The following is a 26,781-nucleotide window of genomic DNA, read 5'->3' as shown; positions in this document are numbered from 1 at the left end:
CCGTCCCGCGTCCGTTCTGCGGCCGGCTGCGGTTCAACCGCCCCACCTTTGCCGCATCCTGCCCAGCAGCGCGTCCATCTGCCGTACCTGGTCGCGGAGTTCGCGCACGTCCGGGACGGCTTCGGCCGCCAGGTGCGCGTCCATCCTCCCCAGGCGGGCCGCGAGTTCGCCGAACCGGTCCTGTTCGCGGGCGAGCAGACGCTCCAGCTGACGGTTCTTGCGGTGCAGGTCGAGGAAGACGGTGACCTTGGCGCGCAGGACCCACGGGTCGAACGGCTTCGTCAGATAGTCGGCGGCACCCGTCGCGTATCCCCGGAACGCGTAGCCCGCGTCGGTGTCCGTGTCCGTCAGGAAGATGATGGGCACATCCTTGGTCCGGTCGAGCCGCTTGATGTTCGCGGCTGCCTCGAATCCGTCCATGCCCGGCATCCGGATGTCGAGCAGGACGACCGCGAACCGCTGCCGCAGCAGCGCCTTCAACGCCTCCTCGCCCGAACGCGCGCGCACCAGCGGCTCGTCGAGGGAGCGCAGGACGGCCTCCAGCGCGACCAGGTTGTCCTCCATGTCGTCGACCAGGAGGATGCTCGCGCCCTCGTCGGCCGTCGTCTCGGCGCTCATGGTGTCGGTGCCTCACTCGGTCCGCCGATACGGACCGGATGCTCGATTCTGTCCGTCTTCGAGCACATCCATACCACCGTTCGCACTCATGGCGGCCCAGTTCGGTGACTCGGTGCTTATGAGTGCCGCCGGTCTGTCACCCTGGCCGCATCGTCCGAGGTGTTTTCGTCCGAACTGCCCAGGGAGCCGCACAGTGGGGGCCATTCCGACGCAACGGGAGTCCACGGCGTGCGCACCGGACGCGCTCGCGCACCACCGGGCCGGCCAGGACGTCGTGTCGCGCACATCGTTGCCGGGCACTCCGCTCGCCCCCGCGGCCGCGCGCCGATTCCTCCGGGACACACTCCTGAGCTGGACCGAAGTGGCCCTGCCCGGCGCGGAGATCATCGACGACCGGCTCACCGACGACGCGGCCGTGGTGGTCAGCGAGCTGGTCACCAACGCCGTCGTGCACGCGGGCACCGACGTCGAGCTGGTGTGCCGCCTGGAGCGTTCGGCCGACGGCCCGCCCGGCCCGCTGGTCGTCGAGGTCTCCGACCACCACCCCTCGCGCGCCATACGGGAGGACAGCGCCGAGCCGCCGTACGGGACACCGGAGTACGGGCGGGGTCTGCGCCTGGTCTCCGCGCTCTCCGAGGCCTGGGGAATCACCTATCGTCCGGGCGTCAAGACGGTGTGGTCGAGGCTGCTGGTCGACGGGGCCGCCGGCGCCCTGGCGGGGACGGACGTCCTCGCGGACGCCGGCGACCCGCGCCTGCCGGGCGGGTTCGCGGACCCGGGCGCTCTCCTCGGACCGGGCGGATTCGCGCGCACGGGCGGGCTGCCGGCGGCGGGAGGGTTCACGGACGCCGACGGCTTTCCCGGACCGGGGGAATTCGGGGACGCCGGGGATCTCGCGGGAACGAGCGGGTTCGCGGACCCGGGCGGCTGCGCGGGGTCCACGGGCGGTTCCGAGCCGGCCGGGCCCGGACCCTGCGTGTACGCCGAAGGGCGGGTTTCGGGGTACGGGCCGGGGGCCGGCCAGGAGCCGTACCGCGCCGGCCGCGCCCCGGGCACCGCACGGGGCCACGACTGGCTCGACCGGGGTGCCCTCTCCTTTCTCGCCGAGGCCTCGGACCTGCTCGCCGGGCAGCTCGACGAGGACCTGGTCGCGGCGCTGGCCGGACAGCTCCTCGTCCCGCGCCTCGCCGACTGGTGCGCCGTATGGCTGGAGGACGAGGCCACCGACCGGGCCGGCGGTCTCGGCCTCGCCCTCGGCCCCCGCCTCGCCCGTGTCTGGCACGGCAGCGAGAACCTCGTCGAGGGGCTGCGCGACGCCCTGGAGAAGGACCCGCCGCGGCTGCCCGACGCGGTGCGCTCCCGGGCCGTCCCGGTGCCCTGGCCCGGCGAGGTGCTGGGCGCCCGCGGGGTGAGCGGGGCGGCACTGGCGTACCGGCTGATCGCGGGCGGCCGGCCGCTGGGCACGCTCGTCATCGGGCGGGCCGGACCGCCCGCCTTCCCCGACGAGGTCACCGGACTCGTCGAGGACCTCAGCCGCCGTATCGCCCTGGCCATCGGCGCGGCCCGCCAGTACGCGCGCCAGGCCACCATCAGCCGGGTCCTGCAGCGCGGGCTGCTGCCGGGTGCGGTCGCCGAGATCCCCGGGGTGCGCAGCGCCCTCGTCTACGAGCCGCTCGACAAGGGCGGGCCGAGCGGTGACTTCTACGACGTGTTCCCGGCCGGAGACGGGCGCTGGTGCTTCGCCGTCGGCGACGTCCAGGGCAAGGGGCCGGAGGCCGCCGTCGTGATCGGCCTGGCCCGGCCCTGGCTGCGGCTGCTGGCCCGCGAGGGCTACGACGTCGCGGACGTCCTCGACCGTCTCAACCAGCTCCTCCTCGACGACGCGACGGAGACGGCGGACGCGGCGGCCCGCGCGCTCGTGGCCGCGGGCGGACCCGGGCTCGGCACCGACCTCGGCCCGCAGACACGTTTCCTTTCCATGCTCTACGGCGAGCTGGTCCCCTTCGACGGCGGTGTGCGCTGCACGCTCGCCTCGGCCGGACACCCGCTGCCCCTGCTGCTGGCCCCCGACGGCTCGGTGCGGGAGATGGCGAGGCCGCAGACCCTGCTCGGCGTCTTCGAGGACCCCGAATACACCTCCGAGTCCTTCGAGCTGTACCCCGGTGACACCCTCCTGTGCGTCACCGACGGGGTGACGGAGCGGCGCGACGGGTCCCGCCAGTTCGACGACGACGACGGTCTCGCGCACGCCCTCGCGGGCTGCGCGGGCCTGAACGCCGAGCTGATCGCGGAACGGATCCGAGCACTGGTCCACGCGTTCGGCACCCGTCCGCCGGAGGACGACATGGCCCTGCTGGTGCTGCAGGCGGAGTAACGGGGCTCACCCGGACCGGGGCCGCCGGACCCCGTCCGTGCTGGACAATGGAAGGCATGCCTTCCACACTTCCCGACGGTGAGCCCGTCCCCGACGACGGGGCGCTGCCCGCGCACGCCCTGGCCGGGGCCGCCGAGCGGCCCCTCGGGTTCTATCTCCACGTGCCGTACTGCGCGACCCGCTGCGGCTACTGCGACTTCAACACCTACACGGCGACCGAGCTGCGCGGCAGCGGAGGTGTGCTCGCCTCCCGCGACAACTACGCGGACACCCTGACCGACGAGATCCGGCTCGCCCGCAAGGTCCTCGGCGACGACCCCCGCCCGGTCCGCACGGTCTTCGTCGGCGGCGGTACCCCCACGCTGCTGGCCGCCGACGATCTCGTCCGGATGCTGGGCGCGATCCGGGACGAGTTCGGGCTCGCGGACGACGCGGAGATCACGACGGAGGCGAACCCCGAGTCGGTCGGCCCGGAGTACCTCGCGACCCTGCGCGCCGGAGGCTTCAACCGGATCTCCTTCGGCATGCAGAGCGCCCGGCAGCACGTCCTGAAGGTGCTCGACCGCACGCACACCCCCGGCCGTCCCGAGGCCTGTGTCGCCGAGGCCCGCGCGGCCGGCTTCGCACATGTGAACCTGGACCTGATCTACGGCACGCCGGGGGAGTCGGACGACGACTGGCGGGCCTCGCTCGAAGCGGCCCTCGGTGCCGGTCCCGACCACATCTCCGCGTACGCGCTCATCGTCGAGGAGGGCACACAGCTCGCGCGCCGCATCCGCCGCGGCGAGGTCCCCATGACGGACGACGACGTGCACGCGGACCGCTATCTCATCGCGGACGAGGTGATGTCGGCGGCGGGCTTCGACTGGTACGAGGTGTCGAACTGGGCCACCTCCGAGGCCGGCCGCTGTCTGCACAACGAGCTCTACTGGCGGGGCGCCGACTGGTGGGGCGCGGGCCCCGGCGCGCACAGCCATGTCGGCGGTGTTCGCTGGTGGAACGTGAAGCACCCGGGGGCGTACGCGGCGGCACTGGCCTCCGGCCGTTCCCCGGGGGCGGGGCGTGAGCTGCTGTCAGACGAGGACCGCCGGGTCGAGCGGATCCTCCTCGAACTGCGGCTGCGCGAGGGCTGCCCGCTCTCCCTGCTCCGCCCGGACGGCCTCGCGGCCTCCCGCCGCGCGCTGTCCGACGGACTCCTCGAACCGGGCCCGTACGACGCCGGCCGTGCCGTCCTCACCCTGCGCGGCCGCCTCCTCGCGGACGCCGTCGTCCGGGATCTGGTGGACTGAACAAACGTTCGCGTACAGTCCGCGGCCATGATCGCTGATGTATGGCCAGCCGAGGACGCGACCGTTCTGCGCTACGGCCTGCGCAGGCTGCTGACCGCGATTCCGGGCGTGCTGCTGCTGCTCGGGGGCGGCGTGCTGGGCTGCTGGATCGCCGCGACGGGCGAGGACATCGGCCTCGCGTGGATCCTTGTCGTGATCCTCATGGCCCTGGGGCCCGCCGGGGTGATCCTGTTCGTCTCCCGCTGGAGGGCGCGCCGCTGGACCGTCGCCTTCGACGCCACGGGGTTCTGGTGGGTGCGCGGCAAGGAGGCCGCGCTGATCCGCTGGGACTCGCTGGCGGGAGTGGGCGTCTACTGGGCGCGGAACCGCAATCAGGTCGTCTTCACGCTCGAACTGTGTCCGAGCGGCGAGATCGACCGCGACGACCCGCTGCTGTGGACGTTCGTCCGCGACGCGGACCCGCTCCGGCCCGAGCTGCCCCGGCTCCGGTACCGCTTCGATGTCGGCGGGGCCCACAAGAAGTACGAGAACGCGCTGAACCAATGGGCGCCCGAGCTGTGGTTCGGGCGCAAGGAGCAGCCGATGTCGTACCTGGGGTCGCCGGACGAGAAGGGCCACCGGGAGCGGACGGCCGCGCAGCCCGGCTCCGCGGCGCGCGAACCGGTGGTGTTCGAGCCGGTCGACATCGGGGACACGGTGGTCGTCCACCGGGGTGTGATCCTGGCCCGTCGGCGCATCGCCGTGGCCCTGCCGACGATCGCGCTGTACGCGTGGATCACCTGGCTGCTCGTGCACGGGCACGCTCACGGCGTGGGCGCGTTCGTCCGGTACGCGGTCGCCGTCCTGCCGGTGCTGCTCACCGGGGTGGTCCTGCGGTTCGTCGTCCGAGGCCTGCGATGGCAGTGGAGCCGTCGCGTCACGATGGACGCGGCCGGGTTCCACGTCTCCTGGCGCGGGCGGTCCACGACCGTGGCGTGGGACTCGCTGGCCGGCGTCGGCATCTACGAGGAGGGGTGGCTGCGCACGCTCCAGCTCTGTCCGAAGGGCGGGATCGACCGCGACGACCCGCAGCTGTGGCTGTTCGTCCGTGACAGCGAGCCGCTGCGGCCGGACCTGCCCCGGCTCCGGTACAGCGTCTCCCTCCAGCCCTCCGACGCTCGGCACGCCGTGGCGGCGGGCTGCCTCCGGTGGGCACCGGACCTCTGGTTCGGCGGGCAGCGGATGGCGTCCGGCCACAGCGGGGACCCGGATCTGAAGGGGCACCGGCGCCGGACCCGGGGCACCGGAGGCCGGGCGGTCACTCCGGCGCCGTGACGAAGTCGATCAGTTCCTCCACCCGGCCCAGGAGCGCCGGTTCCAGGTCCTTGTAGGAGCGGACCCGGGACAGGACGTGCTGCCAGGCCGCGCCGGTGTTCTCCGGCCAGCCCAGGGCCCGGCAGACGCCCGTCTTCCAGTCCTGGCCGTGCGGGACGCGGGGCCAGGACGGAATGCCGACGGAGGACGGCTTCACGGCCTCCCAGACGTCGATGTACGGGTGGCCGAGCACCAGGGCGTGCTCGCTCGTGACCGCCTGCGCGATCCGGGACTCCTTCGAGCCCGGGACCAGGTGGTCCACCAGGACGCCGAGCCGGGCGTCGGGGCCCGGGGCGAACGCGGCGACGACCGCCGGGAGGTCGTCGACACCCTCCAGGTACTCCACGACGACGCCCTCGACGCGCAGGTCGTCGCCCCAGACCCGCTCGACCAGCTCGGCGTCGTGGCGGCCCTCGACGTAGATGCGCCCGGCGCGCGCGACCCGGGCGCGGGCGCCGGGGACCGCCACCGAGCCGGATGCCGTCCGGCCGGGCCGGACCGGTGCCGCGGCCGCCGGGCGGACCAGCGTCACCGGCTTCCCCTCCAGGAGGAAGCCGCGCGGCTCCAGCGGGAACACCCGGTGCTTGCCGAAGCGGTCCTCCAGGGTCACCGTGCCCGCCTCGCAGCGGATCACCGCGCCGCAGAAGCCGGTGCCGGGCTCCTCGACGACCAGACCCGGGTCCGCCGGGACCTCGGGCACGGACGAGGGCTTCTTCCACGGCGGGGTCAGGTCCGGAGAGTACTGGCGCATTCGGATGACGATAGGAGAAGTCCGGCGGGGCTCACCGCGACACGCCGGAACCCGCCGTGCCCGGCCTCTCCGGACCCGGACCCGGACCCGGCCCCGGCCTCCCCGGCCCCGGCCTCCCCGGCCCCGGCCTCCCCGGCCCCGCCGAGCCGGAACCCGGCGTGCCCGGCCTCCCCGTGCCGGACCCGCCTAATCCGTCGTGCGACCCGTCGTGCCGAAGCGCGCCGCCAAGGCGTCCCGTTGGGCCCGTACGAACGCGGCGTCCACGACCGCCCCGTGCCCGGGGACGTACAGCGCGTCCTCGCCGCCCAGTTCCAGCAGCCGGTCGAGAGCCGTCGGCCAGCGCGACGGCACGGCGTCGGGGCCCGCCTGCGGTTCGCCCGACTCCTCGACCAGGTCGCCGCAGAACACCACCGTCGGGTCGCCCGGCACGACGACCGCGAGGTCGTGGGCGGTGTGGCCCTCGCCCGTCCGCACCAGCCGGACCTCGACGCCGCCGGCGAGCTCCAGCTCCCAGGTGCCCCGGACGAAGTGCCGCGGACGTACGAGGGTGTCGGCCGCCTCCTCCGCCGCCCGCGGGTCGAGACCGTTGCGCACCGCGTCCGCGCACAGTTCCCCGCGGCCGCGTTCGTACCCCTCGGACGAGCCGCCGGCGGCGAAGATCTCCACGCCGGCGAACGCCGCGGCACCGAAGACATGGTCGAAATGCGGGTGGGTGAGCGCGATATGGGTCACACGTGCGCCGGTCAGGGCCAGCGCGTCGGCGCGCAGCCGGGCGCCCTCCGCGAGGCTCGACCCCGCGTCGATCATCAGCGCCGCCCCCTCGCCGACGACGAGCCCGGCCGTGCAGTCCCAGCCGGGAAGCCGCCGTCGCCCCACCCGGGGCGCCACCCTTTCCCATCCCAGCTCTTCCCAAGTCAGCCTCATGCGGCGACGCTAACGGTGACCGGGTGCCGTGCACGACATCGCAGGCCCGCCCTTGCCCGGGGCGTGCCTCACCGCCGTACACTGGGCGGGGGACGTTGGCACTCGCGTGCGCTGAGTGCCAGACGAATGCCGCGAAGGCCACGAAGACCACCGAGTCGACTTCTGGAGGTGCGCGATGCTCAGCGAACGCAGGCTGGAGGTGCTGCGCGCCATCGTCCAGGACTACGTGGGCACCGAGGAGCCGGTCGGCTCCAAGGCGCTGACCGAGCGGCACCGTCTCGGCGTCTCGCCGGCGACCGTCCGCAACGACATGGCGGTCCTGGAGGACGAGGGGTACATCGCCCAGCCGCACACCAGTGCCGGGCGCATCCCCACGGACAAGGGCTACCGCCTCTTCGTCGACAAGCTCGCCGGCGTCAAGCCGATGACCGCGCCCGAGCGCCGCGCCATCCAGAACTTCCTGGACGGCGCCGTCGACCTGGACGACGTCGTCGGACGGACCGTGCGGCTGCTCGCGCAGCTCACCCGGCAGGTCGCCGTCGTGCAGTACCCCTCGCTGACCCGCTCGACCGTGCGCCACGTGGAGCTGCTGTCGATGGCTCCCGCACGGGTGATGCTCGTGCTGATCACGGACACCGGCCGGGTCGAGCAGCGCATGATCAACTGCCCGGCGCCGTTCGGTGAGACGTCGCTGGCGGACCTGCGCGCCCGGCTCAACAGCCGGGTCGCGGGGCGCCCCTTCGCGGACGTCCCGCAGCTCGTCCAGGACCTCCCCGAAGCCTTCGAGGCGGACGACCGGGGTACGGTCTCGACAGTGCTCTCCACCCTGCTGGAGACACTCGTCGAGGAGACCGAGGAGCGTCTGATGATCGGCGGCACCGCCAATCTCACGCGTTTCGGACATGACTTCCCTCTCACCATCCGGCCGGTGCTCGAAGCGCTGGAGGAGCAGGTCGTGCTCCTCAAGTTGCTTGGGGAGGCCGGAGATTCGAGCATGACCGTGCGAATCGGGCACGAGAACGCGTACGAGGGACTCAACTCCACGTCCGTGGTCTCCGTCGGCTACGGTTCGGGCGGCGAGGCAGTAGCCAAACTCGGCGTGGTCGGCCCGACCCGCATGGATTACCCGGGAACGATGGGAGCGGTACGAGCGGTGGCACGGTACGTCGGACAGATCCTGGCGGAGTCGTAAGTGGCCACGGACTACTACGCCGTACTCGGCGTGCGCCGCGACGCGTCCCAGGACGAGATCAAGAAGGCGTTCCGGAGGCTCGCTCGCGAGCTGCACCCGGACGTCAATCCCGATCCGAAGACGCAGGAGCGGTTCAAAGAGATCAACGCCGCGTACGAGGTGTTGTCGGACCCGCAGAAGAAGCAGGTCTACGACCTCGGCGGCGACCCGCTGTCCCAGCAGGGCGGCGCCGGCGCCGCCGGCTTCGGCCAGGGCGGCTTCGGGAACTTCTCGGACATCATGGACGCGTTCTTCGGCACGGCGTCGCAGCGCGGACCGCGCTCGCGCACCCGCCGCGGCCAGGACGCCATGATCCGGTTGGAGATCGAGCTCGACGAGGCGGCCTTCGGCACCACGAAGGACATCCAGGTCGACACGGCCGTCGTCTGCGGCACCTGCAACGGCGAGGGCGCAGCGCCCGGCACCGCCGCGCAGACCTGTGACATGTGCCGCGGTCGCGGCGAGGTGTCCCAGGTGACGCGGTCCTTCCTCGGCCAGGTCATGACCTCGCGGCCGTGTCCGCAGTGCCAGGGCTTCGGCACCGTCGTCCCGACCCCGTGCCACGAGTGCGCGGGCGACGGCCGGGTCCGCTCCCGCCGCACCCTCACGGTCAAGATCCCGGCCGGTGTGGACAACGGCACCCGCATCCAGCTCGCGGGCGAGGGCGAGGTCGGCCCCGGCGGCGGCCCCGCCGGCGACCTGTACGTCGAGATCCACGAGCTGCCGCACTCGACCTTCCAGCGGCGCGGCGACGACCTGCACTGCACGGTCACCATCCCGATGACGGCGGCGGCCCTCGGCACCAAGGTGCCGCTGGAGACCCTCGACGGCATGGAGGAGGTCGACATCCGTCCGGGCACGCAGTCCGGCCAGTCGATCCCGCTGCACGGCCGGGGCATCACGCACCTGCGCGGCGGCGGCCGCGGCGACCTCGTCGTGCACGTCGAGGTCATGACGCCGACCAAGCTCGACCCGGAGCAGGAGCGGGTGCTGCGCGAGCTGGCGCAGATGCGCGGTGAGGAGCGGCCCACCGGTCAGTTCCAGCCCGGTCAGCAGGGGCTCTTCTCCCGGTTGAAGGACGCCTTCAACGGCCGGTGATCCAGGCGGAGGCACGGGGCGGGAGACGCCCCGTGCCCTTCGTACGGAAGGCCGGTTCCGGGCGGACTGGCGGATTCGGACTTGTCCGGGGGACGTGACAACATGCCGTCATGTCCTCCGCGCTGACCGATCTCTTCCCTCACCCGATCGTGCAGGCCCCCATGGCGGGCGGAGTCTCCGTCCCGCAGCTCGCGGCCGCCGTGTCCGAGGCCGGAGGGCTCGGCTTCCTCGCCGCCGGGTACAAGACCGCCGACGGCATGTACCAGGAGATCAAGCAGCTGCGCGGGCTGACCGGCCGTCCCTTCGGCGTCAACCTGTTCCTCCCGCAGCCCGAGCACGCGGACGCCGCCGCGGTCGAGGTGTACGCCCACCAGCTCGCCGGCGAGGCCGCCTGGTACGAGACCGAGCTCGGCGACCCGGACAGCGGCCGCGACGACGGCTACGACGCCAAACTCGCCGTCCTCCTCGACAACCCGGTCGCGGCGGTCTCCTTCCACTTCGGCGTCCCGAAGCCGGAGGTGCTCCGGTCGCTGCGCCGCGCCGGCACCCTCACCCTGGTCACCGCCACCACCGCCGAGGAGGCCCTGGGCGTGCAGCGGGCCGGCGCCGACGCGGTCGTCGTGCAGGGCATCGAGGCCGGCGGACACCAGGGCACCCACCGGGACAACCCGGAGACGGACGGCACGGGCGTCGGCCTGCTCACCCTGGTCGCGCAGGTCCGCGAGACGGTGGACATCCCCGTCGTCGCGGCGGGCGGCATCATGCGCGGCAGCCAGATCGCCGCCGTCCTCGCCGCGGGCGCGAACGCGGCCCAGCTCGGCACCGCCTTCCTCGCCACCCCCGAGTCCGGTGCGAGCGCCGTGCACAAGCAGGCCCTGACCGACCCCCTGTACGTCCGCACGGAACTCACGCGCGCCTTCACCGGACGTCCGGCGCGCGCGCTGGCCAACCGCTTCATGCGCGAGCACGGCCCGTACGCCCCCGCCGCCTACCCCGAGATCCACCACCTCACCCTGCCGCTGCGCAAGGCCGCCGCGAAGGCGGGCGACGCGCAGGGCATGGCACTGTGGGCCGGGCAGGGGCACCGCATGGCGCGTGACCTGCCCGCCGGGCAGCTGGTGGAGGTACTGAACGCAGAAATCGCGGCCGCCGGGACAGCGTTGTCGGCCGCCGCCGAGATCCCGGAAGAGGGTGCGGCCCGATGACGGCACCGGTGTTCCTGGTCGAGCACTTCGACACGGACGGCGAGGGACACCATGTCCTCGACGGACCCGAGGGACGGCACGCCGTCTCCGTGAAACGGCTGCACAGCGGTGAGGCGGTCACGCTCACCGACGGGGCCGGACGCCGGGCGGACGGTGTGGTCGTCGCCGCCGAGGGCAAGGACCGGCTGATCGTACGGATCGGCGCGGTCACCGAGGAGGCCGCCGAGGAGCCGCGCATCACGGTCGTCCAGGCCCTGCCCAAGGGGGACCGGGGCGAGCTGGCCGTCGAGACCATGACCGAGACCGGCGTCGACGCGATCGTCCCCTGGGCCGCCTCCCGCTGCATCACGCAGTGGAGGGGCGAGCGGGGGCTGAAGGCGCTCGGCAAGTGGCGGGCCACCGCCCGGGAGGCCGGCAAGCAGTCCCGCCGGGTGCGCTTCCCGGAGGTCGCGGACGCCATGACGACCCGGCAGGTTGCCGCACTTCTCGCCAAAGCCGATCTCGCCGCCGTGCTCCACGAGGACACCGCGCTGGGCACCGAACCCTTCGCGACCGCCGCGCTGCCCGCCTCCGGTGAGATCGTCCTGGTCGTCGGCCCCGAGGGCGGGATCTCCGCCGAGGAGGTCGCCCTCTTCACCGAGGCCGGCGCGAGGACCTTCCACCTGGGGCGCACGGTGCTGCGCACCTCGACGGCCGGGACCGTGGCCGCCGCGCTGCTGCTGGCCCGCACCGGCCGCTGGTCCTGACCCACCGCCCGCCGACCGGCCTCACCGCCCGCACCTCACCGGGGAATCCATGGAACTCGCTCAGGTACGACTGCTCGTCTCCGACTTCGCCGCCTGCTATCGCTTCTACTGCGAAGTCCTCGGCCTCAAGCCCCAGTCGGGCGCGGCCGAGGGCCCGTACGAGAAGTTCAGTCCGGTCACCGGGTCGGCGGGCATCGCCCTCCAGGACCGCGCCATGATGGCCGAGATCCTCGGAGAGCTCGGCGACACCGTGACCGGACACCGGTCGCTGGTGGTGCTGCGGGTGGACGACCTCGACACCTACTGCGAACAGGTCGTCTCGCGGGGCGCCACCCTGCTGCACGGTCCCGCGCCCATGACGGACCGCATGCGCGTCGCCCACCTCAAGGACCCCGAGGGCAACCTGGTGGAACTCCAGGAGTGGCTGCTGATGCTCGGCTGACGGCCGGTCAGAAACCCGCCCGGGGCCGGGAAAGCGGGAACTCTACGACCTCCCCGGCCCGCCGGGCAACACCTTCGGGTGGTTGTACCCCCGATGGCCGCATGCGGTCTACCGCGTGCTGCCGCGCGGTGGCACGCTGCCATTCATGGGGGCTTTGAGGCATTTCAAGCGCCGCACGAGGCGCGGACGGGTACTGACGGCCCTCGGGCTGGGCGCGGCCGGGGTGTTCGCGGTGACCGCGTGTCAGCCCGTGGACGGACTCAGCACCGCGACCGTGTCCTACACGACCGACCAGACGGCGACCAAGGAACTGAAACGCCGGCACGTGGACGTGAGCTGGCTCACCTGCACCGCCCGTGTCGGTACCGCCTCCACCGCGGGCAGGTCGCCCTCGCCGAGCGAGAAAACCGTGGCCACCGTCGACTGTCAGGGGAAGACCGGTGACGGCCGGGCCATCGTCGTCAAGGGCAAGGTGACCCGGGCCGTCAACGGCGCCTGCGTACGCGGCGATCTGCGCGCCACCGTCGGCGGCCGGCAGGTCTTCCGCGTGAGGGGCCTCGGCGACTGCGGCGCGGGACCCACCCCGCCGGTCACCTACCACCCCACGTACGGCGGCCCCAACCCCACCGTGACCGTGACCGTGACGAAGACGATGTGGTGCAAGGGCGACCCCACCTGCTGGCCCTCACAGGGCAAGTGACCTGCCCACTCCGCCCGGCCGGGGGCCGGACCGTACAGGGATCAAGTGATCCGAACCTCTGTCGGGCCGCGCGTGCGCTGCATAGGGTGATCGGGTGACCGATTCCGCAGCCTCCGCGTACATCCGGTTTCCGCATCTGCACGGCGAGTTGGCCGTCTTCACGGCCGAGGACGACATCTGGGCCGCACCGCTCGACGGCGGGGGACGCGCCTGGCGGGTCAGCGCCGACAACGTACCGGTCAGCCATCCACGCATCTCCCCGGACGGTACGACCGTCGCCTGGACGTCGACGCGTGACGGAGCCCCTGAGGTGCACGCCGCCGCCCTGGACGGCGGTCCCGCGAAACGGCTGACGTACTGGGGCAGCGCGAAGACCCAGGTACGCGGCTGGACCCCCGACGGACAGGTGCTCGCCCTCAGCACCCACGGCCAGGCCAGCCTGCGCCGCACCTGGGCCCGGGCCGTCCCGCTCGACGGCGGCCCCGCGACGACCCTGCCGTACGGGCCCGTCGGCGACGTCGCCCACGGCGAGGGCGGCGTCGTCCTGCTGTCCGCCCCGATGGGACGCGAGGCCGCCTGGTGGAAGCGCTACCGCGGCGGCACGGCGGGTAAGCTGTGGATCGACCGGGACGGCGACGGTGAGTTCGTCCGGCTGCACGAGGACATCGACGGCAACCTCGAACACCCCTTCTGGGCCGGCGAGCGGATCGCGTTCCTCTCCGACCACGAGGGCGTAGGAGCCCTGTACTCCTCCCTCGCCGACGGATCCGGCCTGCGCCGCCATACCCCCCTTGGGGGCACCTCCCGCTCGAGCGAAGCCGAGAGTGGGGGATCGTTCTACGCCCGTCACGCGGCCACCGACGGCACTCGCGTGGTCTATGTCTCCGCCGGTGAACTCTGGCTCCTGGACGACCTCGACGGCGCCGAACCGCGCCGCCTCGACATCCGGCTCGGCGGCCAGCGCGTCGACCAGCAGCCGCACCCCGTGAGCGCCTCGCGCTGGTTCTCCGCCGCCGCGCCCGACCACACCGGACGCGGCAGCGCGGTCTCCGTGCGCGGCGCCGTCCACTGGGTCACCCACCGCTCCGGCCCCACCCGCGCCCTCGCCGACGGGCAGGGCGTCCGCGCCCGGATGCCCCGCGCCTTCCGCGCCGAGGGCGAGGAACACGTGGTGTGGGTGACCGACGCGGAGGGCGACGACGCCCTCGAGTTCGCCCCCGCCACCGGCGTCGCCCCCGGAGCCACCCCGAGACGGCTCGCCGCCGGCGCGCTCGGCCGGGTCCTCGGCCTCGCCGTGGCGCCCGACGGAAGCCGCGCCGCCGTCGCCTCGCACGACGGGCGCGTGCTGCTCGTCGAGCGCGAGAGCGGCGAGGTCCGCGAGGTCGACCGCAGCGAGGACGGCGAGGTCACCGGCCTCGTCTTCTCGCCCGACTCGGCGTGGCTCGCCTGGTCCCACCCCGGCCCCCGCCCGCTGCGCCAGCTCAAGCTCGCCAACACCACCGACCTGTCGGTCACCGAGGCGACCCCGCTGCGCTTCCGGGACTACGCGCCGGCGTTCACCCTCGACGGCAAGCACCTCGCCTTCCTGTCGGCCCGCGCCTTCGACCCCGTCTACGACGAGCACGTCTTCGACCTGGCCTTCGTCGGCGGCTCCCGGCCGTATCTGATCACCCTGGCCGCGACGACCCCGTCCCCCTTCGGACCGCAGCGGCACGGCAGGCCCTTCGAGGCCCCCGACAAGGACGAGACGCCCGACAGCGAGGGCGCCCCCAGCACCCGTATCGACCTGGACGGACTCGCCGACCGGATCGTGCCGTTCCCCGTCGAGGCCGCCCGCTACTCCACGCTGCGCGCCGCCAAGGACGGACTGCTGTGGCTGCGCCACCCGGTCCGCGGCGTGCTCGGCGCCTCCCGCGCCACCCCGGACGACCCGGACCCGAAGACCGAACTGGAGCGGTACGACCTCGCGCAGCAGCGCATCGAGCACCTCGCCGCCGACGCCGACCACTTCACCGTCACCGGCGACGGCAAGCGGGTCCTGCTGTGGACCGACGGCAAGCTCAAGGTCGTCCCCAGCGACCGGCGCGCCTCGAACGACGACGAGAGCGACACGAACATCACCGTCGACCTGTCGCGGGTGCGCCAGTACGTCGACCCGGCCGCCGAGTGGCGCCAGATGTACGACGAGACGGGCCGCCTCATGCGGGACAACTTCTGGCGGCCGGACCTCGGCGGCGTCGACTGGGACGGCGTCCTCGACCGGTACCGGCCGGTGCTGGACCGGATCGCCACCCACGACGACCTCGTCGACCTGCTGTGGGAGGTGCAGGGCGAACTCGGCACCTCGCACGCGTACGTCACCCCGCGCGGCGGATGGGGCGGCGGCGACCGGGCGCAGGGGCTCCTCGGTGCGGACGTCTCCCGTCACGAGGACGGCAGTTGGCGCATCGACCGGATCCTCCCCTCGGAGACCTCCGACCCCGACGCGCGGGCCCCGCTCGCCGCGCCCGGCGTCGCGGTGCGCGCCGGGGACGCGATCGTCGCGGTCGGCGGCCGGCCGGTGGACCCCGTGGCCGGGCCGGCGCCCCTGCTCGTCGGCACGGCGGGCAAGCCGGTCGAGCTGACGATCTCGCCCTCGGGCGGCGGCGATCCGCGGCACGCGGTCGTCGTGCCGCTCGCCGACGAGGAGCCGCTGCGCTACCACGCGTGGGTGGCCGACCGGCGCGCCTACGTCCACGAGCGGTCCGGCGGACGCCTCGGCTATCTGCACGTGCCGGACATGGTCGGCGCCGGGTGGGCGCAGCTCCACCGCGACCTGCGGGTCGAGGTGGCCCGTGAGGGACTGGTCGTGGACGTCCGCGAGAACCGCGGCGGCCACACCTCGCAGCTCGTCGTGGAGAAGCTCGCCCGGCGGATCGTCGGCTGGGACCTGCCCCGCGGTCTGCGCCCCTACAGCTACCCGGAGGACGCGCCGCGCGGTCCCGTCGTCGCCGTCGCCAACGAGTTCTCCGGCTCCGACGGCGACATCGTCAACGCGGCGATCAAGGCGCTCGGTATCGGGCCCGTGGTCGGCACCCGCACCTGGGGCGGCGTCATCGGCATCGACAGCCGCTACCGCCTCGTCGACGGCACCAGCGTCACCCAGCCCAAGTACGCCTTCTGGATGGAGGGTTACGAGTGGGGTGTCGAGAACCACGGCGTCGATCCCGACGTCGAGGTCGTCCAGACGCCGCAGGACCACGCGGCCGGGCGTGACACCCAGCTCGACGAGGCGGTCAGGATCGCGCTGGCCGCACTGGAGGAGAACCCGGCGAAGACCGCGCCCGTCCTGCCGCCGCTGTGACCCGGAGCCACTGCCCGGCGCGGGCGGACGGCGGCGCGAGCCGTTCGCCGGGTCGGGCGGCTAGCATGCGGAGGTGATGATCGGCCGGCGTGAGGAGGCACACGCATGACGCAGGAGCCCAGGCCCGGCGGGGGCGGGGAACCGCAGGACGACTGCCTGTTCTGCAAGATCGTGGCGGGGCACATCCCGGCGACGCTGGTGCGCGAGACCGACACGACCGTGGCGTTCCGCGACATCAACCCGCAGGCGCCGACCCACATCCTGGTCATCCCCAAGGTGCACTACCCGGACGCGGCCTCCCTGGCCGCAGCCGAGCCCGCCGTCGCGGCGGACGTGCTGCGCGAGGCGGGCGAGGTCGCGGCCGAGGAGAAGCTGGAGAGCTACCGCGTCGTGTTCAACACGGGCAGCGGTGCCGGCCAGACCGTCTTCCACGCGCACGCCCACCTCCTGGGCGGCCGCGGCATGCAGTGGCCTCCGGGATAGCCGGCCTTGTCCGCCCGTGAACTGGTGGTCCTCGGCACCGCCAGCCAGGTCCCGACCCGGCACCGCAACCACAACGGCTATCTGCTGCGCTGGGACGGCGAGGGTCTCCTCTTCGACCCCGGCGAGGGCACCCAGCGCCAGATGCTGCGGGCCGGAGTCGCCGCGCACGACCTGAACCGCATCTGCGTCACCCATTTCCACGGCGACCACGCGCTCGGGCTCGGCGGGGTGATCCAGCGCATCAACCTCGACCGGGTGCCGCACGAGGTGACCGCGCACTACCCGCTCTCGGGAGCGCACTTCTTCGAGCGGCTGCGGTACGCCACCGCCTACCGCGAGACCGTGCCGCTGACCGAGGTGCCGGTCACGGAGGACGGAGTCCTGGCGACGACCCCCGCGTACACCCTGGAAGCCCGCAGGCTCTCCCACCCCGTCGAGTCCTTCGGATACCGGCTGGTCGAGCCGGACGGGCGGCGGATGCTGCCCGAACGGCTCGCCGAGCACGGGATCAAGGGCCCCGACGTCGGCGTGCTGCAGCGGGAGGGCTCGCTGCGGGGCGTCACGCTGGACGACGTCAGCGAGGTCCGGCCGGGACAGAAGTTCGCGTTCGTCATGGACACCCGGCTGTGCGAGGGCGTGGACGCGCTCGCCGAGGGCTGCGACCTGCTGGTCATCGAGTCGACCTTCCTCGACGGGGACCATCAGCTCGCCGCGGACCACGGCCACCTGACGGCCGGCCAGGCGGGCCGGGTGGCCAGGGAGGCGGGCGTGCGGCACCTCGTGCTCACCCACTTCAGCCAGCGCTATCCCGACGCCGGGGAGTTCGAGCGCGAGGCCCGCGCGGCGGGGTTCGACGGGGAGCTGACGGTGGCGCACGACCTGGTGCGGGTGCCGGTCCCGAAGCGGCACTGAGGACACGGCGGACCGGTGCCGGGTGTCCCGGTGCCGGGAAGATGCCGTTTTCGATACACCGGTGGACGGACCGTACGATGCTTCGATGTCCATCCCCAAGGCTGAACTGCACCTGCACATCGAAGGCACCCTCGAACCCGAGCTGGCCTTCGCGCTCGCCGCGCGCAACGGCGTCACGCTGCCGTACGCGGACACCGAGGAGCTGCGCGAGGCGTACCGCTTCGACGACCTCCAGACCTTCCTGAACCTGTACTACGAGCTCATGGCCGTCCTGCGGACGGAAGCGGACTTCGCCGACCTGGCCGACGCCTACCTCGCCCGCGCCGCCGCGCAGGGCGTCCGGCACGCGGAGATCTTCTTCGACCCGCAGGCGCACACCACCCGGGGCGTGCCGATGGGGACGGTCGTCGAGGGGCTGTGGCGGGCGCTCGGGCGCAGTGAGGAGACCCATGGCGTCTCCACCCAGCTGATCATGTGCTTCCTGCGCGACGAGTCGGCCGAGTCCGCCATGGAGACCCTTCGGGCGGCGGAGCCCTACCTCGACCGGATCACCGGCATCGGCCTCGACTCCGCCGAGGTCGGCCACCCGCCCGTCAAGTTCCGGGCGGTGTACGAGGCCGCGGCGGAGCTGGGGCTGCGGCGCGTCGCGCACGCCGGGGAGGAGGGGCCGCCCGCGTACATCACCGAGGCCCTCGATGTCCTCGGAGTCGAGCGCGTCGACCACGGGCTGCGCTGCATGGAGGACCCCGAACTGGTCGAGCGGCTGGTCCGGGAGCGGATTCCGCTGACCCTGTGCCCGCTGTCGAACGTACGGCTGCGTGCCGTGGACGTGCTGGCGGAGCACCCGCTGCCCGCCATGATGGACGCCGGTCTGCTGTGCACGGTCAACTCCGACGACCCCGCCTACTTCGGCGGCTACGCCGGCGACAACTTCGGCGCCGTGCGCGAGGCCCTCGGTCTCGGCGAGGAGCGGCTGCGGGAGCTGGCGCGCAACTCGTTCGAGGCGTCCTTCCTGGAGCACGACGAGGAGCGGCGGGCGCGGTACATCGCCGAGGTCGAGGCGTACGAGTTCCCGTAGCCCGTCGAGCACCCGCCCACCCTCCCCTCCTCGGGGCGGGCGGGCGCCCGCGGGAGTCAGGCGCTCACGGGTCCGAGCGCGGGCGTGGCCGCCGTGTGCCGGGGCCCCGCCGTCCCGTACGCGTTCCGCTGCGCGGGCACGCCCTCCAGTGGGATCCCCACGACGGGGATCTCCGCCACGGCGATCTCCACGACGGGGATCTCCACGACGGTGATCTCCTGCACCGGGATCTCCGCGGCGGCGGCCTCGGCCACGGGGAGCTCCACGATCTGGCCGGCGTGCCGCGGGCGCAGGGCCACGAGCGTCATCGGGACGCCGACCAGCAGCAGGCCGGCCGCCAGGACCGTTCCCATCGCCGGGTAACCCGCCCGGGCGGACAGCAGGCTGCCGGTGAGCGGTCCGCACGCGGTGCCGAGCGAGGAGGCGGAACCGACGAGGACCGCCCACCGGCCGCGCGGGTCCATGGACGCGGCGAGGCCGATCACGTACGAGAGCACGACCGGGTACAGCGCGTTCCAGGTGATCTCGCCCGCGGCGAAGGACGTCAGATCGCCGGCCGCCGCGCTCAGCGCGATACAGCCGGCTATCAATGCCGTGCCCCCGCCGATCGGCAGCGCCCGGCCGAGCCGCGGACCGAGGGCGCCCGCGCCGACGGTACCGAGCAGTCCGGCGCCGAGCGCCACCGCGAAGACCACGCCGACCTCGACCTCGGTGAGGCCGGCCTGGGTCAGACCGATCCGGCCGCTCACACCCCACAGGGAGTTCTGCGCGAGGGACCAGAGGAGCATCGCGCCGGCGAGCGGCAGGCCGGAGCGGCGGTGCGGGAGCGGGGCGGCGGCGCGCACGGCGTGGGCGGCCGGGACGCGGGCGGGGAGCCGCCCCGTCAGGCACAGCGCGAGCAGCGCCGTGCAGGCGACCGCGGCGAGCGGGTATCCGTGCCCCGGGCCGAGGTGGGGGATGGTCAGGTACAGCGCGCCCGCGAGTCCGGAGACGCCGAACAGGCCCAGGGTGGTGACCCGGTGGGGATCGGGCCGGCCGGCGATCCCGGTCGCGGCGACCGTGGTGGCCGTACCGGAACCGAAACCGCCGACGATCGCGCCGCCGACCACGAGAGGCAGCGCCGACGTGAGCGCGGCGGTGCCGAAGCCGGCGGCCGCGAGGAGCAGTCCGGCGCGGGCCAGCGCGCGCGGGCCGAACCGGTCGACGCGCGAGGCGAGCAGGAAGCCGGCCGAGGCCGAGCTCAGCAGCAGGACGCTGCCGACGGCACCGGCCTGGGTGGCCGACAGCGGGAGTGCCGCGTCGAGGCGGCCGACGGTGGTGGGGAGGAGGTACGCGGCGAGGTACCCGGCCGTGAAAAGGGCGACGAGGGGCCAGGGCGTGGGGGTGCGGGCGGACACGGGCGTTCCCAGGGCATGCGAGAGCGGCTCAAGAAGAGGGGGAGGGGCGGCTGTCGACGGACAGGAACGCGCGGGCAATTTGTATCAAGGTGGGGGGTCCGCGAAGAAGGCGTGATGATGTGATCTGAGGCACTCTTTGTTTGCGGCGGAGTCCCTGGTCAGGGGCGTTCTCTTTCGGACGCCGGGCGCGAAGTGGGGCCGGTACCGGGTTCGGGCCGGTGGGTGGGGCGGGGCCGTGCCGGTACATCAGCCCGTCGCCGTTGGGCGAGATGTGACCGTCGGTGGCGACGGGCATCGATGTACCGGCACGGCCCCTCCCGTGCGTCGCCGACCGCGGGTGCGTCGTGGTGGCCGGTCCGGTCCGTTCCGTGCGTGGCTGACTGCGGGTGCGGGTGCGGGTGCGGGTGCGGGTGCGGGTGTGGGGTCGTTCGGGCGGGCGGGACATGTCCCGCCCGCCCCACGGACCGCGGACGCCCCGGCGTGATCACGGGCCCGTGTGGCCGGTGTGGTGCACACTGGCCAGATCCGGACCACCCCCAGGGAGCACACCGTGATCAACGGAGAGGGACCGTTCCGCGAGGCCCATGTCGACCCGCTCGCCGGGCTGCGCACGGCCGACGACCCGCCCTGGGACGTCTATCTGACGGGCACCGTCTTCCTGGACATCATCTTCACCGGGCTCGACTCCGCGCCCGTGCGCGGCACCGAGTCCTGGGCGCGCGGCATGGGATCGAGCCCCGGCGGCGTCGCGAACATGGCGACCGCCCTCGCCCGGCTCGGCCTGCGGACCTCCCTCGCCGCCGCCTTCGGGGACGACCACTACGGCGAGTACTGCTGGGACGCCCTGGAACAGGGCGAGAACATCGATCTCACGCCGTCGCGGACCGTGCCCGGCTGGCACTCGCCGGTCACCGTGTCGATGGCGTACGAGGGCGAGCGGACCATGGTCAGCCACGGGCACGAGGCGCCCTCGGAGGAGGCGGCGCCCGACTGCCCGCCGCGCGCCCGCGCCGCCGTCGCCTCGCTGACCCCGGGGGTCCGCGCGTCCTGGATCGAGCAGGCCGCGAGCCGCGGCACCCGGATCTTCGCGGACGTCGGCTGGGACGACACCGGCCGCTGGGACCTGGCGGGACTCGCCGATCTGGCGCACTGCGAGGCGTTCCTGCCGAACGCCGAGGAGGCCATGCGCTACACCGGCGCCGACTGCCCGCGCGCGGCGGCGCACGCGCTGGCCGAACACGTGCCGCTGGCGGTCGTCACCCTGGGCTCCGACGGTGCCTACGCCGTGGACGGGCGTTCCGGGGAGAGCGCCGAGGTCCCGGCGATCGCCGTCGAGGCGCTGGACCCCACCGGAGCCGGGGACGTCTTCGTCGCCGGTTTCGTCACGGGGACCCTGGCCGGCTGGCCGCTGGCCGACCGGCTCGCCTTCGCCGGGCTGACCGCCGCGCTCTCCGTCCAGGAGTTCGGCGGATCGCTGTCGGCGCCCGGCTGGTCGGAGATCGCCGCCTGGTGGCGCCGGGTCCACTCGGTCGCCGACCAGGACCCGGCGGCCCTGAACCGGTACGCCTTCCTGGAGGGCCTGCTCCCGGAGGTCACCCGCCCCTGGCCGCTGCGCCGGGCGGTCCCGACGATCGGCTTCGGCCGCTCGGCCTGACGGTCGGTCTTCGGCCGCTCGGCCTGAGGACGCCCGCCGTCACGCTGTCCTGCCTGCCTGCCTGCCTGCCTGCCTGCCTGTCGGCCGGCCTGCGCGTCCCGCGTTCCCTGCGCGTCCCCGGCATGTCCGCGAGGCGTCCCCGGCGTGCCCTCAGGTCACGACCTCGTCACCGCGGGAAAAGCCCTACGGCTCCGTGAGCACCGCGACGTACGCTGGGAACCGCAAGGCTGCCCGTGTGGCAAGCGTGCCGACCGAGGAGGATACGCAGGCCTACAGAGCCGGCCCATGACTCAGACACCCACAGCTCACGGCCCCGTCCAGGGGCAGGCGCACGCGCACTTCACCGTCCCGGCCAAGCACCCCATGGTGACCGTTCTCGGTTCCGGAGACGCCCTGCTGCGCGTGATCGAGAAGGCCTTCCCGGCGGCCGACATCCACGTCCGGGGAAACGAGATCAGCGCGGTGGGCGACGCCGGTGAAGTCGCGCTCGTCCAGCGACTGTTCGACGAGATGATGCTGGTGCTCCGCACGGGGCAGCCCATGACGGAGGACGCAGTGGAACGCTCGATCGCCATGCTCAGGGCGAGCGGGAACGGGGAGGGCGACGGCCAGGAGACTCCGGCCGAGGTGCTCACGCAGAACATCCTGTCCTCGCGAGGCCGCACCATCCGCCCCAAGACGCTCAACCAGAAGCGCTACGTCGACGCCATCGACAAGCACACCGTCGTCTTCGGCATCGGCCCCGCCGGTACCGGCAAGACGTACCTCGCCATGGCGAAGGCCGTCCAGGCGCTCCAGTCCAAGCAGGTCAACCGGATCATCCTGACCCGCCCGGCGGTCGAGGCCGGCGAGCGTCTGGGCTTCCTGCCCGGCACGCTCTACGAGAAGATCGATCCCTATCTGCGCCCGCTCTACGACGCGCTGCACGACATGCTCGACCCGGACTCGATCCCGCGCCTGATGGCGGCGGGCACGATCGAGGTCGCGCCGCTGGCGTACATGCGCGGCCGGACCCTGAACGACGCCTTCATCATCCTGGACGAGGCCCAGAACACGAGCCCCGAACAGATGAAGATGTTCCTCACCCGGCTCGGCTTCGAATCGAAGATCGTCATCACGGGTGACGTGACGCAGGTCGACCTCCCGAGCGGTACGAAGTCGGGTCTGCGGCAGGTCCAGGACATCCTGGAGGGTGTCGAGGACGTCCACTTCTCGCGGCTCACGTCCCAGGATGTCGTCCGGCACAAGCTGGTCGGCCGTATCGTCGACGCGTACGAGAAGTACGACAGCGAGAACGGCACCGAGAACGGCTCCCACAAGAGCCGGGGCCACAAAGGGAAGTAGACCAGCACCGCCATGTCGATCGACGTCAACAACGAGTCCGGAACCGAGGTCGACGAGCAGGCGATCCTCGACATCGCCCGCTACGCGCTCGCACGGATGCGCATCCACCCGCTCTCCGAGCTCTCGGTGATCGTCGTGGACACCGACGCCATGGAGCAGCTCCACATCCAGTGGATGGACCTGCCGGGCCCCACGGACGTCATGTCCTTCCCGATGGACGAGCTGCGTCCGCCGTCCAAGGACGACGACGAGCCGCCGCAGGGTCTGCTCGGCGACATCGTGCTCTGCCCCGAGGTCGCCGAGCAGCAGGGCAAGGACGCTCCGACGCAGCACTCCATGGACGAGGAGCTCCAGCTCCTCACCGTCCACGGTGTGCTGCACCTCCTCGGCTACGACCACGAGGAAGCCGACGAGAAGGCCGAGATGTTCGGCCTGCAGGCCGCCATCGTGGACGGCTGGCGTGCGGAGAAGGGCATCACGGGTCCGTCTCCGGCCCCGACCGTGTCATGAGTCCACAGCTCGTCGTCGGTGCCATCGTTCTGGTCGTCGTCGCCTGGCTCGCCGCCTGCGCGGAGGCGGGCCTCGCGCGCGTCTCCAGCTTCCGCGCCGAGGAGGCGGTCCGCGGCGGCCGGCGCGGCAGCGCGAAGCTCGCGCAGGTCACCGCGGACCCGACGCGCTATCTGAACGTGGCGCTGCTGGTCCGCGTGGTCTGCGAGATGGCGGCCGCCGCGCTCGTCGTCTACGCCTGCCTGAAGGAGTTCGACAAGACCTGGCAGGCCCTCGCGGTCGCGATCGCCGTCATGGTCCTCGTGTCGTACGTCGCGGTCGGTGTCTCGCCGCGCACCATCGGCCGCCAGCACCCGCTGAACACCGCGACCGCGGCGGCGTACGTCCTGCTGCCGCTGGCCCGGATCATGGGCCCGATCCCGCCGCTGCTGATCCTCATCGGCAACGCGCTCACCCCCGGCAAGGGCTTCCGGCGCGGCCCGTTCGCCTCCGAGGCCGAACTGCGGGCGATGGTCGACCTCGCCGAGAAGGAGTCGCTCATCGAGGACGAGGAGCGCCGCATGGTGCACTCCGTCTTCGAACTCGGCGACACCCTCGTGCGCGAGGTCATGGTGCCCCGCACCGACCTCGTCGTCATCGAGCGCTACAAGACCATCCGGCAGGCCCTCACCCTGGCCCTGCGCTCCGGCTTCTCGCGCATACCCGTGACCGGCGAGAACGAGGACGACATCGTCGGGATCGTCTACCTCAAGGATCTGGCCCGCAAGACGCACATCAGCCGCGACGCCGAGTCGGAGCTCGTCTCCACGGCCATGCGGCCGGCCGCGTTCGTGCCCGACACCAAGAACGCCGGCGATCTGCTGCGCGAGATGCAGCAGGAGCGCAATCACGTCGCCGTCGTCATCGACGAGTACGGCGGCACGGCCGGCATCGTCACCATCGAGGACATCCTCGAGGAGATCGTCGGCGAGATCACCGACGAGTACGACCGCGAGCTGCCGCCCGTCCAGGAACTCGGCGACGACCGCTTCCGGGTGACCGCCCGTCTCGACATCGGCGACCTCGGCGAGCTGTACGGCTTCGAGGCCTACGACGACGAGGACGTGGAGACCGTCGGCGGGCTGCTCGCCAAGGCGCTGGGACGGGTCCCCATCGCCGGTGCCTCCTCGGCGGTCGAACTGCCCGACGGGCGCGAGCTGCGGCTCACCGCGGAGGCCGCCGCCGGACGCCGGAACAAGATCGTCACGGTGCTGGTCGAGCCGGTCGGCCCGACGGGCTCCCCGCAGGAGGAGAAGCCAGCGTGACCCCGCAGCAGCTGCGCGCGTTCTGCCTGTCCTTCAACGCGGCCGTCGAGGACTTCCCCTTCAACCCCGAGACCTCGGTCTTCAAGGTGCTGGGCAAGCTCTTCGCGCTGACGAACCTGGACGGACGCCCGCTCACGGTCAACCTGAAGTGCGACCCGCAGGACGCGATCCGGCTGCGCGAGCAGCACCCGGGGCTGATCGTCCCCGGCTATCACATGAACAAGCGGCACTGGAACACGGTGACCGTGGACGGCGGACTCCCGGACCGCCTGGTCCGGGAGCTGGTCGAGGATTCCTACGATCTCGTCGTGGCCGGTCTGCCGCGCGCCGAGCGCCTGCGCCTCGACCGCCCCTGACCGGGGCCGACCGCCCCTGACCCGCCGGCCGCCCGGCGCCGCCCTCAGCTGGTGCGCGCCGTGCCCCGCCGCCCGAGTCCGACGGCGACCAGCGCCGCCGCCGCGAGCACGATCGCCGCGTCCAGACCGAGCACCGTGCGGACGCCGCTCAGCAGGTCGCCCGACGTGGTCGCGAGGACCCCGAGGAGCGGGATGCCGACGGTGATGCCCACCTGCTGGGTCGAGGTCACCAGACCGGTGGCCAGACCCTGCTCCTCGTCGGGGACGCCCGAGGTGACGGTGAGGCCGTACGAGATGATCGCGCCCAGGTGGAACATGCTGGCCAGGGACACCCCGGCGGCGGCGATCCAGACGGACCAGGTGTGCGCGTTCAGCAGCAGCATCCCGGCCACGAACAGGCCCTGGCCCGTCAACGAGGCGGCCAGCGTGCGCCGGGCGCCGAAGCGGCCGATGACCTTCGGGGCGTACATCCCGGCGACGGCCGACAGCGCGCCCTGCACGCCGAAGACCAGACCCGTCTCGAAGGCGGAGAGACCGAGCGTCTCCTGGAGGTAGAGGGTCAGGACGAAGACGACCGTCGACATCATCGAGAAGGTGACCAGGCCGCCGAGGTTGCCCCACGCCACCGTGGGGCGGCGCAGCATCTTCAGGCTGACGAGCGGGGCGTCGGCGCGGGACTCGATCCGGACGAAGGCGCCGAGCAGCAGCACGCCCAGGGCGAGCGTCGTGACGACGTCCGCGCCGCCGAAACCGCGCTCGGCCGCCGTCGACAGGGCGTAGATCAGAGCCAGCAGACCACTGGTGACGGTGACCGCGCCGGGGACGTCCAGGCGGGGGCGGCCCTTCGCACCGGCCGTGTCCGCGCCGGCGTGCCGCGCCCGGGACGTGGGCAGCAGACCGATCGCGAGCGGCAGCACGACCAGCGCGAACAGTGACAGCAGGCCCATCGTCGAACGCCAGCCCAGCACGTCGGTCAGGACACCGCCCGCCACCATGCCGATCGTGAAGCCGAGCGACAGGAGCGTGCCGGAGATGCCGAGCGCGCGGTCACGTGCGGGACCCTCCGGGAAGGTCGTGGTCAGCAGCGACATGCCGGTCGGCACGATCGCCGCCGCGGCGAGCCCCTGCAGGGCCCGTCCGGCCAGGAACGACGCCGGGTCCCAGGCGAGGGTCGCCAGCAGCGAGGCCGCCCCGAACAGGGTCAGTCCGGTGAGGAAGAGCCCCCGGCGGCCGAACAGGTCGCCGATGCGGCCGAAGAGGAGCAGGAAGCCGCCGGAGGGCAGCGCGAAGGCGGTGACCGCCCACTGGAGCGCGGACGGGCTCATGCCCAGGTCGCGGCCGAGCACGGGCAGCGCCACGTTCAGGACGGAGAAGTCGAGCGCGACCATGAACTGGGCGGCGCACAGCACGAAGAGCACGAGTGCGTCGCGCCGGGACAGCCGGTCGGGGCGCGGTGGCCGGCCGTCCTCAGGGCGGGCGGACCGGCCGGGACGGGCTGTGGAGGTGTCGGCCCGGGGGCCGTTCGTGGTGGACGGATCGATGCCCGGCGTGCCGTCGCCGGGGGTGCGGGTGGCGGACTCGGTGGTCGTGTTCGCGGTCATGGCAAGAGCGTGCGGCGGCCGGAATATCCGTGGGGAGCCGGAACTTATGCTGGTGGCCGCACCACCAGTCA

Annotated in this window: 23 protein-coding genes; 18 read left to right on the top strand and 5 right to left on the bottom strand. The window is 73.0% G+C overall.

The window, feature by feature from the left end:
- Positions 1-33: 33 nt before the first annotated feature.
- A complete protein-coding gene (locus tag ACH4S8_RS11745; RefSeq protein WP_398392562.1) occupies positions 34-618 on the bottom strand; it encodes a two-component system response regulator in 585 nt (194 codons plus the stop codon).
- A gap of 193 nt (positions 619-811) precedes the next feature.
- Between ACH4S8_RS11745 and ACH4S8_RS11740 the strand changes: the two genes are divergently transcribed.
- The 3 genes from ACH4S8_RS11740 to ACH4S8_RS11730 are packed head-to-tail and all read left to right on the top strand — an operon-like array spanning position 812 to position 5,595.
- Complete coding sequence (locus ACH4S8_RS11740) at positions 812-2,992, top strand: SpoIIE family protein phosphatase (protein WP_398392560.1); 2,181 nt, start codon at positions 812-814, stop codon at positions 2,990-2,992.
- 47 nt (positions 2,993-3,039) lie between these two features.
- The gene (gene hemW / locus ACH4S8_RS11735; protein WP_398392558.1) at positions 3,040-4,281 is read left to right on the top strand and encodes a radical SAM family heme chaperone HemW; all 1,242 of its coding nucleotides are present in this window, start codon (positions 3,040-3,042) and stop codon (positions 4,279-4,281) included.
- Between the two features lie 27 nt (positions 4,282-4,308).
- Positions 4,309-5,595 (top strand): hypothetical protein, encoded by a 1,287-nt coding sequence (locus tag ACH4S8_RS11730; RefSeq protein ID WP_398392556.1) that lies wholly within the window; start codon positions 4,309-4,311, stop codon positions 5,593-5,595.
- Here ACH4S8_RS11730 and ACH4S8_RS11725 read toward each other — a convergent pair.
- Together ACH4S8_RS11725 and ACH4S8_RS11720 are read right to left on the bottom strand one after the other, a co-directional pair.
- The gene (locus tag ACH4S8_RS11725) at positions 5,579-6,385 is read right to left on the bottom strand and encodes a DUF3097 domain-containing protein (RefSeq protein WP_398392554.1); all 807 of its coding nucleotides are present in this window, start codon (positions 6,383-6,385) and stop codon (positions 5,579-5,581) included. The genes ACH4S8_RS11730 and ACH4S8_RS11725 overlap by 17 nt on opposite strands.
- Positions 6,386-6,571: 186 nt before the next feature.
- Positions 6,572-7,309 carry an MBL fold metallo-hydrolase gene (locus ACH4S8_RS11720; protein WP_398392551.1) on the bottom strand — a complete coding sequence of 246 codons (738 nt, stop codon included), beginning with the start codon at positions 7,307-7,309 and terminating at the stop codon, positions 6,572-6,574.
- 175 nt (positions 7,310-7,484) lie between these two features.
- On the opposite strand from ACH4S8_RS11720, the gene hrcA reads away from it, so the two are divergent.
- From hrcA to ACH4S8_RS11670, 10 genes are all read left to right on the top strand, one after another.
- Complete coding sequence (gene hrcA, locus ACH4S8_RS11715) at positions 7,485-8,501, top strand: heat-inducible transcriptional repressor HrcA (RefSeq protein ID WP_398392549.1); 1,017 nt, start codon at positions 7,485-7,487, stop codon at positions 8,499-8,501.
- Positions 8,502-9,638, top strand: a complete 1,137-nt coding sequence (dnaJ, locus tag ACH4S8_RS11710; RefSeq protein WP_398392547.1) for a molecular chaperone DnaJ — start codon at positions 8,502-8,504, stop codon at positions 9,636-9,638. It abuts the gene before it with no gap.
- Between the two features lie 110 nt (positions 9,639-9,748).
- Complete coding sequence (locus ACH4S8_RS11705) at positions 9,749-10,843, top strand: nitronate monooxygenase (RefSeq protein ID WP_398392545.1); 1,095 nt, start codon at positions 9,749-9,751, stop codon at positions 10,841-10,843.
- Positions 10,840-11,589, top strand: a complete 750-nt coding sequence (locus ACH4S8_RS11700; protein ID WP_398392543.1) for a 16S rRNA (uracil(1498)-N(3))-methyltransferase — start codon at positions 10,840-10,842, stop codon at positions 11,587-11,589. The genes ACH4S8_RS11705 and ACH4S8_RS11700 overlap by 4 nt, the downstream gene beginning before the upstream one ends.
- A gap of 49 nt (positions 11,590-11,638) precedes the next feature.
- Positions 11,639-12,031, top strand: coding sequence for a VOC family protein (locus ACH4S8_RS11695; RefSeq protein WP_398392541.1), 393 nt, complete (start codon positions 11,639-11,641; stop codon positions 12,029-12,031).
- A gap of 145 nt (positions 12,032-12,176) precedes the next feature.
- Entirely contained in the window at positions 12,177-12,731 is a 555-nt protein-coding gene (locus tag ACH4S8_RS11690) for a hypothetical protein (RefSeq protein WP_398392540.1), read from the top strand.
- Between the two features lie 94 nt (positions 12,732-12,825).
- On the top strand, positions 12,826-16,074 hold the full coding sequence (locus ACH4S8_RS11685) for a S41 family peptidase (protein ID WP_398392539.1): 3,249 nt from the start codon (positions 12,826-12,828) through the stop codon (positions 16,072-16,074).
- A gap of 105 nt (positions 16,075-16,179) precedes the next feature.
- Positions 16,180-16,557: a histidine triad nucleotide-binding protein gene (locus tag ACH4S8_RS11680; RefSeq protein WP_398392538.1), complete on the top strand. Its 378-nt coding sequence runs from the start codon at positions 16,180-16,182 to the stop codon at positions 16,555-16,557.
- A 6-nt stretch (positions 16,558-16,563) separates the two neighbouring features.
- Positions 16,564-17,469, top strand: coding sequence for a ribonuclease Z (locus ACH4S8_RS11675; protein WP_398392537.1), 906 nt, complete (start codon positions 16,564-16,566; stop codon positions 17,467-17,469).
- A gap of 85 nt (positions 17,470-17,554) precedes the next feature.
- Positions 17,555-18,547: an adenosine deaminase gene (locus ACH4S8_RS11670; protein WP_398392536.1), complete on the top strand. Its 993-nt coding sequence runs from the start codon at positions 17,555-17,557 to the stop codon at positions 18,545-18,547.
- Positions 18,548-18,603: 56 nt separating this feature from the next.
- Here the strand turns inward: ACH4S8_RS11670 and ACH4S8_RS11665 are convergent, their stop codons facing one another.
- The gene (locus ACH4S8_RS11665; protein ID WP_398392535.1) at positions 18,604-19,944 is read right to left on the bottom strand and encodes an MFS transporter; all 1,341 of its coding nucleotides are present in this window, start codon (positions 19,942-19,944) and stop codon (positions 18,604-18,606) included.
- 550 nt (positions 19,945-20,494) lie between these two features.
- Between ACH4S8_RS11665 and ACH4S8_RS11660 the strand changes: the two genes are divergently transcribed.
- The 5 genes from ACH4S8_RS11660 to ACH4S8_RS11640 all read left to right on the top strand — a co-directional run bounded on the left by ACH4S8_RS11660 (position 20,495) and on the right by ACH4S8_RS11640 (position 25,109).
- The gene (locus ACH4S8_RS11660; RefSeq protein WP_398392534.1) at positions 20,495-21,598 is read left to right on the top strand and encodes a carbohydrate kinase family protein; all 1,104 of its coding nucleotides are present in this window, start codon (positions 20,495-20,497) and stop codon (positions 21,596-21,598) included.
- 285 nt (positions 21,599-21,883) lie between these two features.
- Entirely contained in the window at positions 21,884-22,942 is a 1,059-nt protein-coding gene (locus tag ACH4S8_RS11655; RefSeq protein ID WP_398392533.1) for a PhoH family protein, read from the top strand.
- 12 nt (positions 22,943-22,954) lie between these two features.
- Entirely contained in the window at positions 22,955-23,452 is a 498-nt protein-coding gene (ybeY, locus tag ACH4S8_RS11650; RefSeq protein ID WP_326787904.1) for an rRNA maturation RNase YbeY, read from the top strand.
- Positions 23,449-24,753: a hemolysin family protein gene (locus tag ACH4S8_RS11645; protein WP_398392532.1), complete on the top strand. Its 1,305-nt coding sequence runs from the start codon at positions 23,449-23,451 to the stop codon at positions 24,751-24,753. The genes ybeY and ACH4S8_RS11645 overlap by 4 nt, the downstream gene beginning before the upstream one ends.
- Positions 24,750-25,109: an MmcQ/YjbR family DNA-binding protein gene (locus ACH4S8_RS11640; protein ID WP_398392531.1), complete on the top strand. Its 360-nt coding sequence runs from the start codon at positions 24,750-24,752 to the stop codon at positions 25,107-25,109. The genes ACH4S8_RS11645 and ACH4S8_RS11640 overlap by 4 nt, the downstream gene beginning before the upstream one ends.
- A gap of 44 nt (positions 25,110-25,153) precedes the next feature.
- Here the strand turns inward: ACH4S8_RS11640 and ACH4S8_RS11635 are convergent, their stop codons facing one another.
- Entirely contained in the window at positions 25,154-26,710 is a 1,557-nt protein-coding gene (locus tag ACH4S8_RS11635) for an MFS transporter (protein WP_398392530.1), read from the bottom strand.
- Between the last annotated feature and the right edge of the window lie 71 nt (positions 26,711-26,781).

This window comes from Streptomyces sp. NPDC021080 (assembly GCF_044333225.1).
Taxonomy (GTDB): domain Bacteria; phylum Actinomycetota; class Actinomycetes; order Streptomycetales; family Streptomycetaceae; genus Streptomyces.
Note: the sequence above shows the minus strand (reverse complement) of the source record. Positions and strands in the feature narration are given on the sequence as shown.

Bases quoted from the DNA above. Each gene is read 5' to 3' on its own strand.
- ACH4S8_RS11745 (WP_398392562.1), bottom strand. From the start codon at position 618: ATGAGCGCCGAGACGACGGCCGACGAGGGCGCGAGCATCCTCCTGGTC.
- hemW (WP_398392558.1), top strand. From the start codon at position 3,040: ATGGAAGGCATGCCTTCCACACTTCCCGACGGTGAGCCCGTCCCCGAC.
- ACH4S8_RS11730 (WP_398392556.1), top strand. From the start codon at position 4,309: ATGATCGCTGATGTATGGCCAGCCGAGGACGCGACCGTTCTGCGCTAC.
- ACH4S8_RS11725 (WP_398392554.1), bottom strand. From the start codon at position 6,385: ATGCGCCAGTACTCTCCGGACCTGACCCCGCCGTGGAAGAAGCCCTCG.
- ACH4S8_RS11720 (WP_398392551.1), bottom strand. From the start codon at position 7,309: ATGAGGCTGACTTGGGAAGAGCTGGGATGGGAAAGGGTGGCGCCCCGG.
- hrcA (WP_398392549.1), top strand. From the start codon at position 7,485: ATGCTCAGCGAACGCAGGCTGGAGGTGCTGCGCGCCATCGTCCAGGAC.
- ACH4S8_RS11705 (WP_398392545.1), top strand. From the start codon at position 9,749: ATGTCCTCCGCGCTGACCGATCTCTTCCCTCACCCGATCGTGCAGGCC.
- ACH4S8_RS11700 (WP_398392543.1), top strand. From the start codon at position 10,840: ATGACGGCACCGGTGTTCCTGGTCGAGCACTTCGACACGGACGGCGAG.
- ACH4S8_RS11695 (WP_398392541.1), top strand. From the start codon at position 11,639: ATGGAACTCGCTCAGGTACGACTGCTCGTCTCCGACTTCGCCGCCTGC.
- ACH4S8_RS11690 (WP_398392540.1), top strand. From the start codon at position 12,177: ATGGGGGCTTTGAGGCATTTCAAGCGCCGCACGAGGCGCGGACGGGTA.
- ACH4S8_RS11680 (WP_398392538.1), top strand. From the start codon at position 16,180: ATGACGCAGGAGCCCAGGCCCGGCGGGGGCGGGGAACCGCAGGACGAC.
- ACH4S8_RS11670 (WP_398392536.1), top strand. From the start codon at position 17,555: ATGTCCATCCCCAAGGCTGAACTGCACCTGCACATCGAAGGCACCCTC.
- ACH4S8_RS11655 (WP_398392533.1), top strand. From the start codon at position 21,884: ATGACTCAGACACCCACAGCTCACGGCCCCGTCCAGGGGCAGGCGCAC.
- ybeY (WP_326787904.1), top strand. From the start codon at position 22,955: ATGTCGATCGACGTCAACAACGAGTCCGGAACCGAGGTCGACGAGCAG.
- ACH4S8_RS11645 (WP_398392532.1), top strand. From the start codon at position 23,449: ATGAGTCCACAGCTCGTCGTCGGTGCCATCGTTCTGGTCGTCGTCGCC.
- ACH4S8_RS11635 (WP_398392530.1), bottom strand. From the start codon at position 26,710: ATGACCGCGAACACGACCACCGAGTCCGCCACCCGCACCCCCGGCGAC.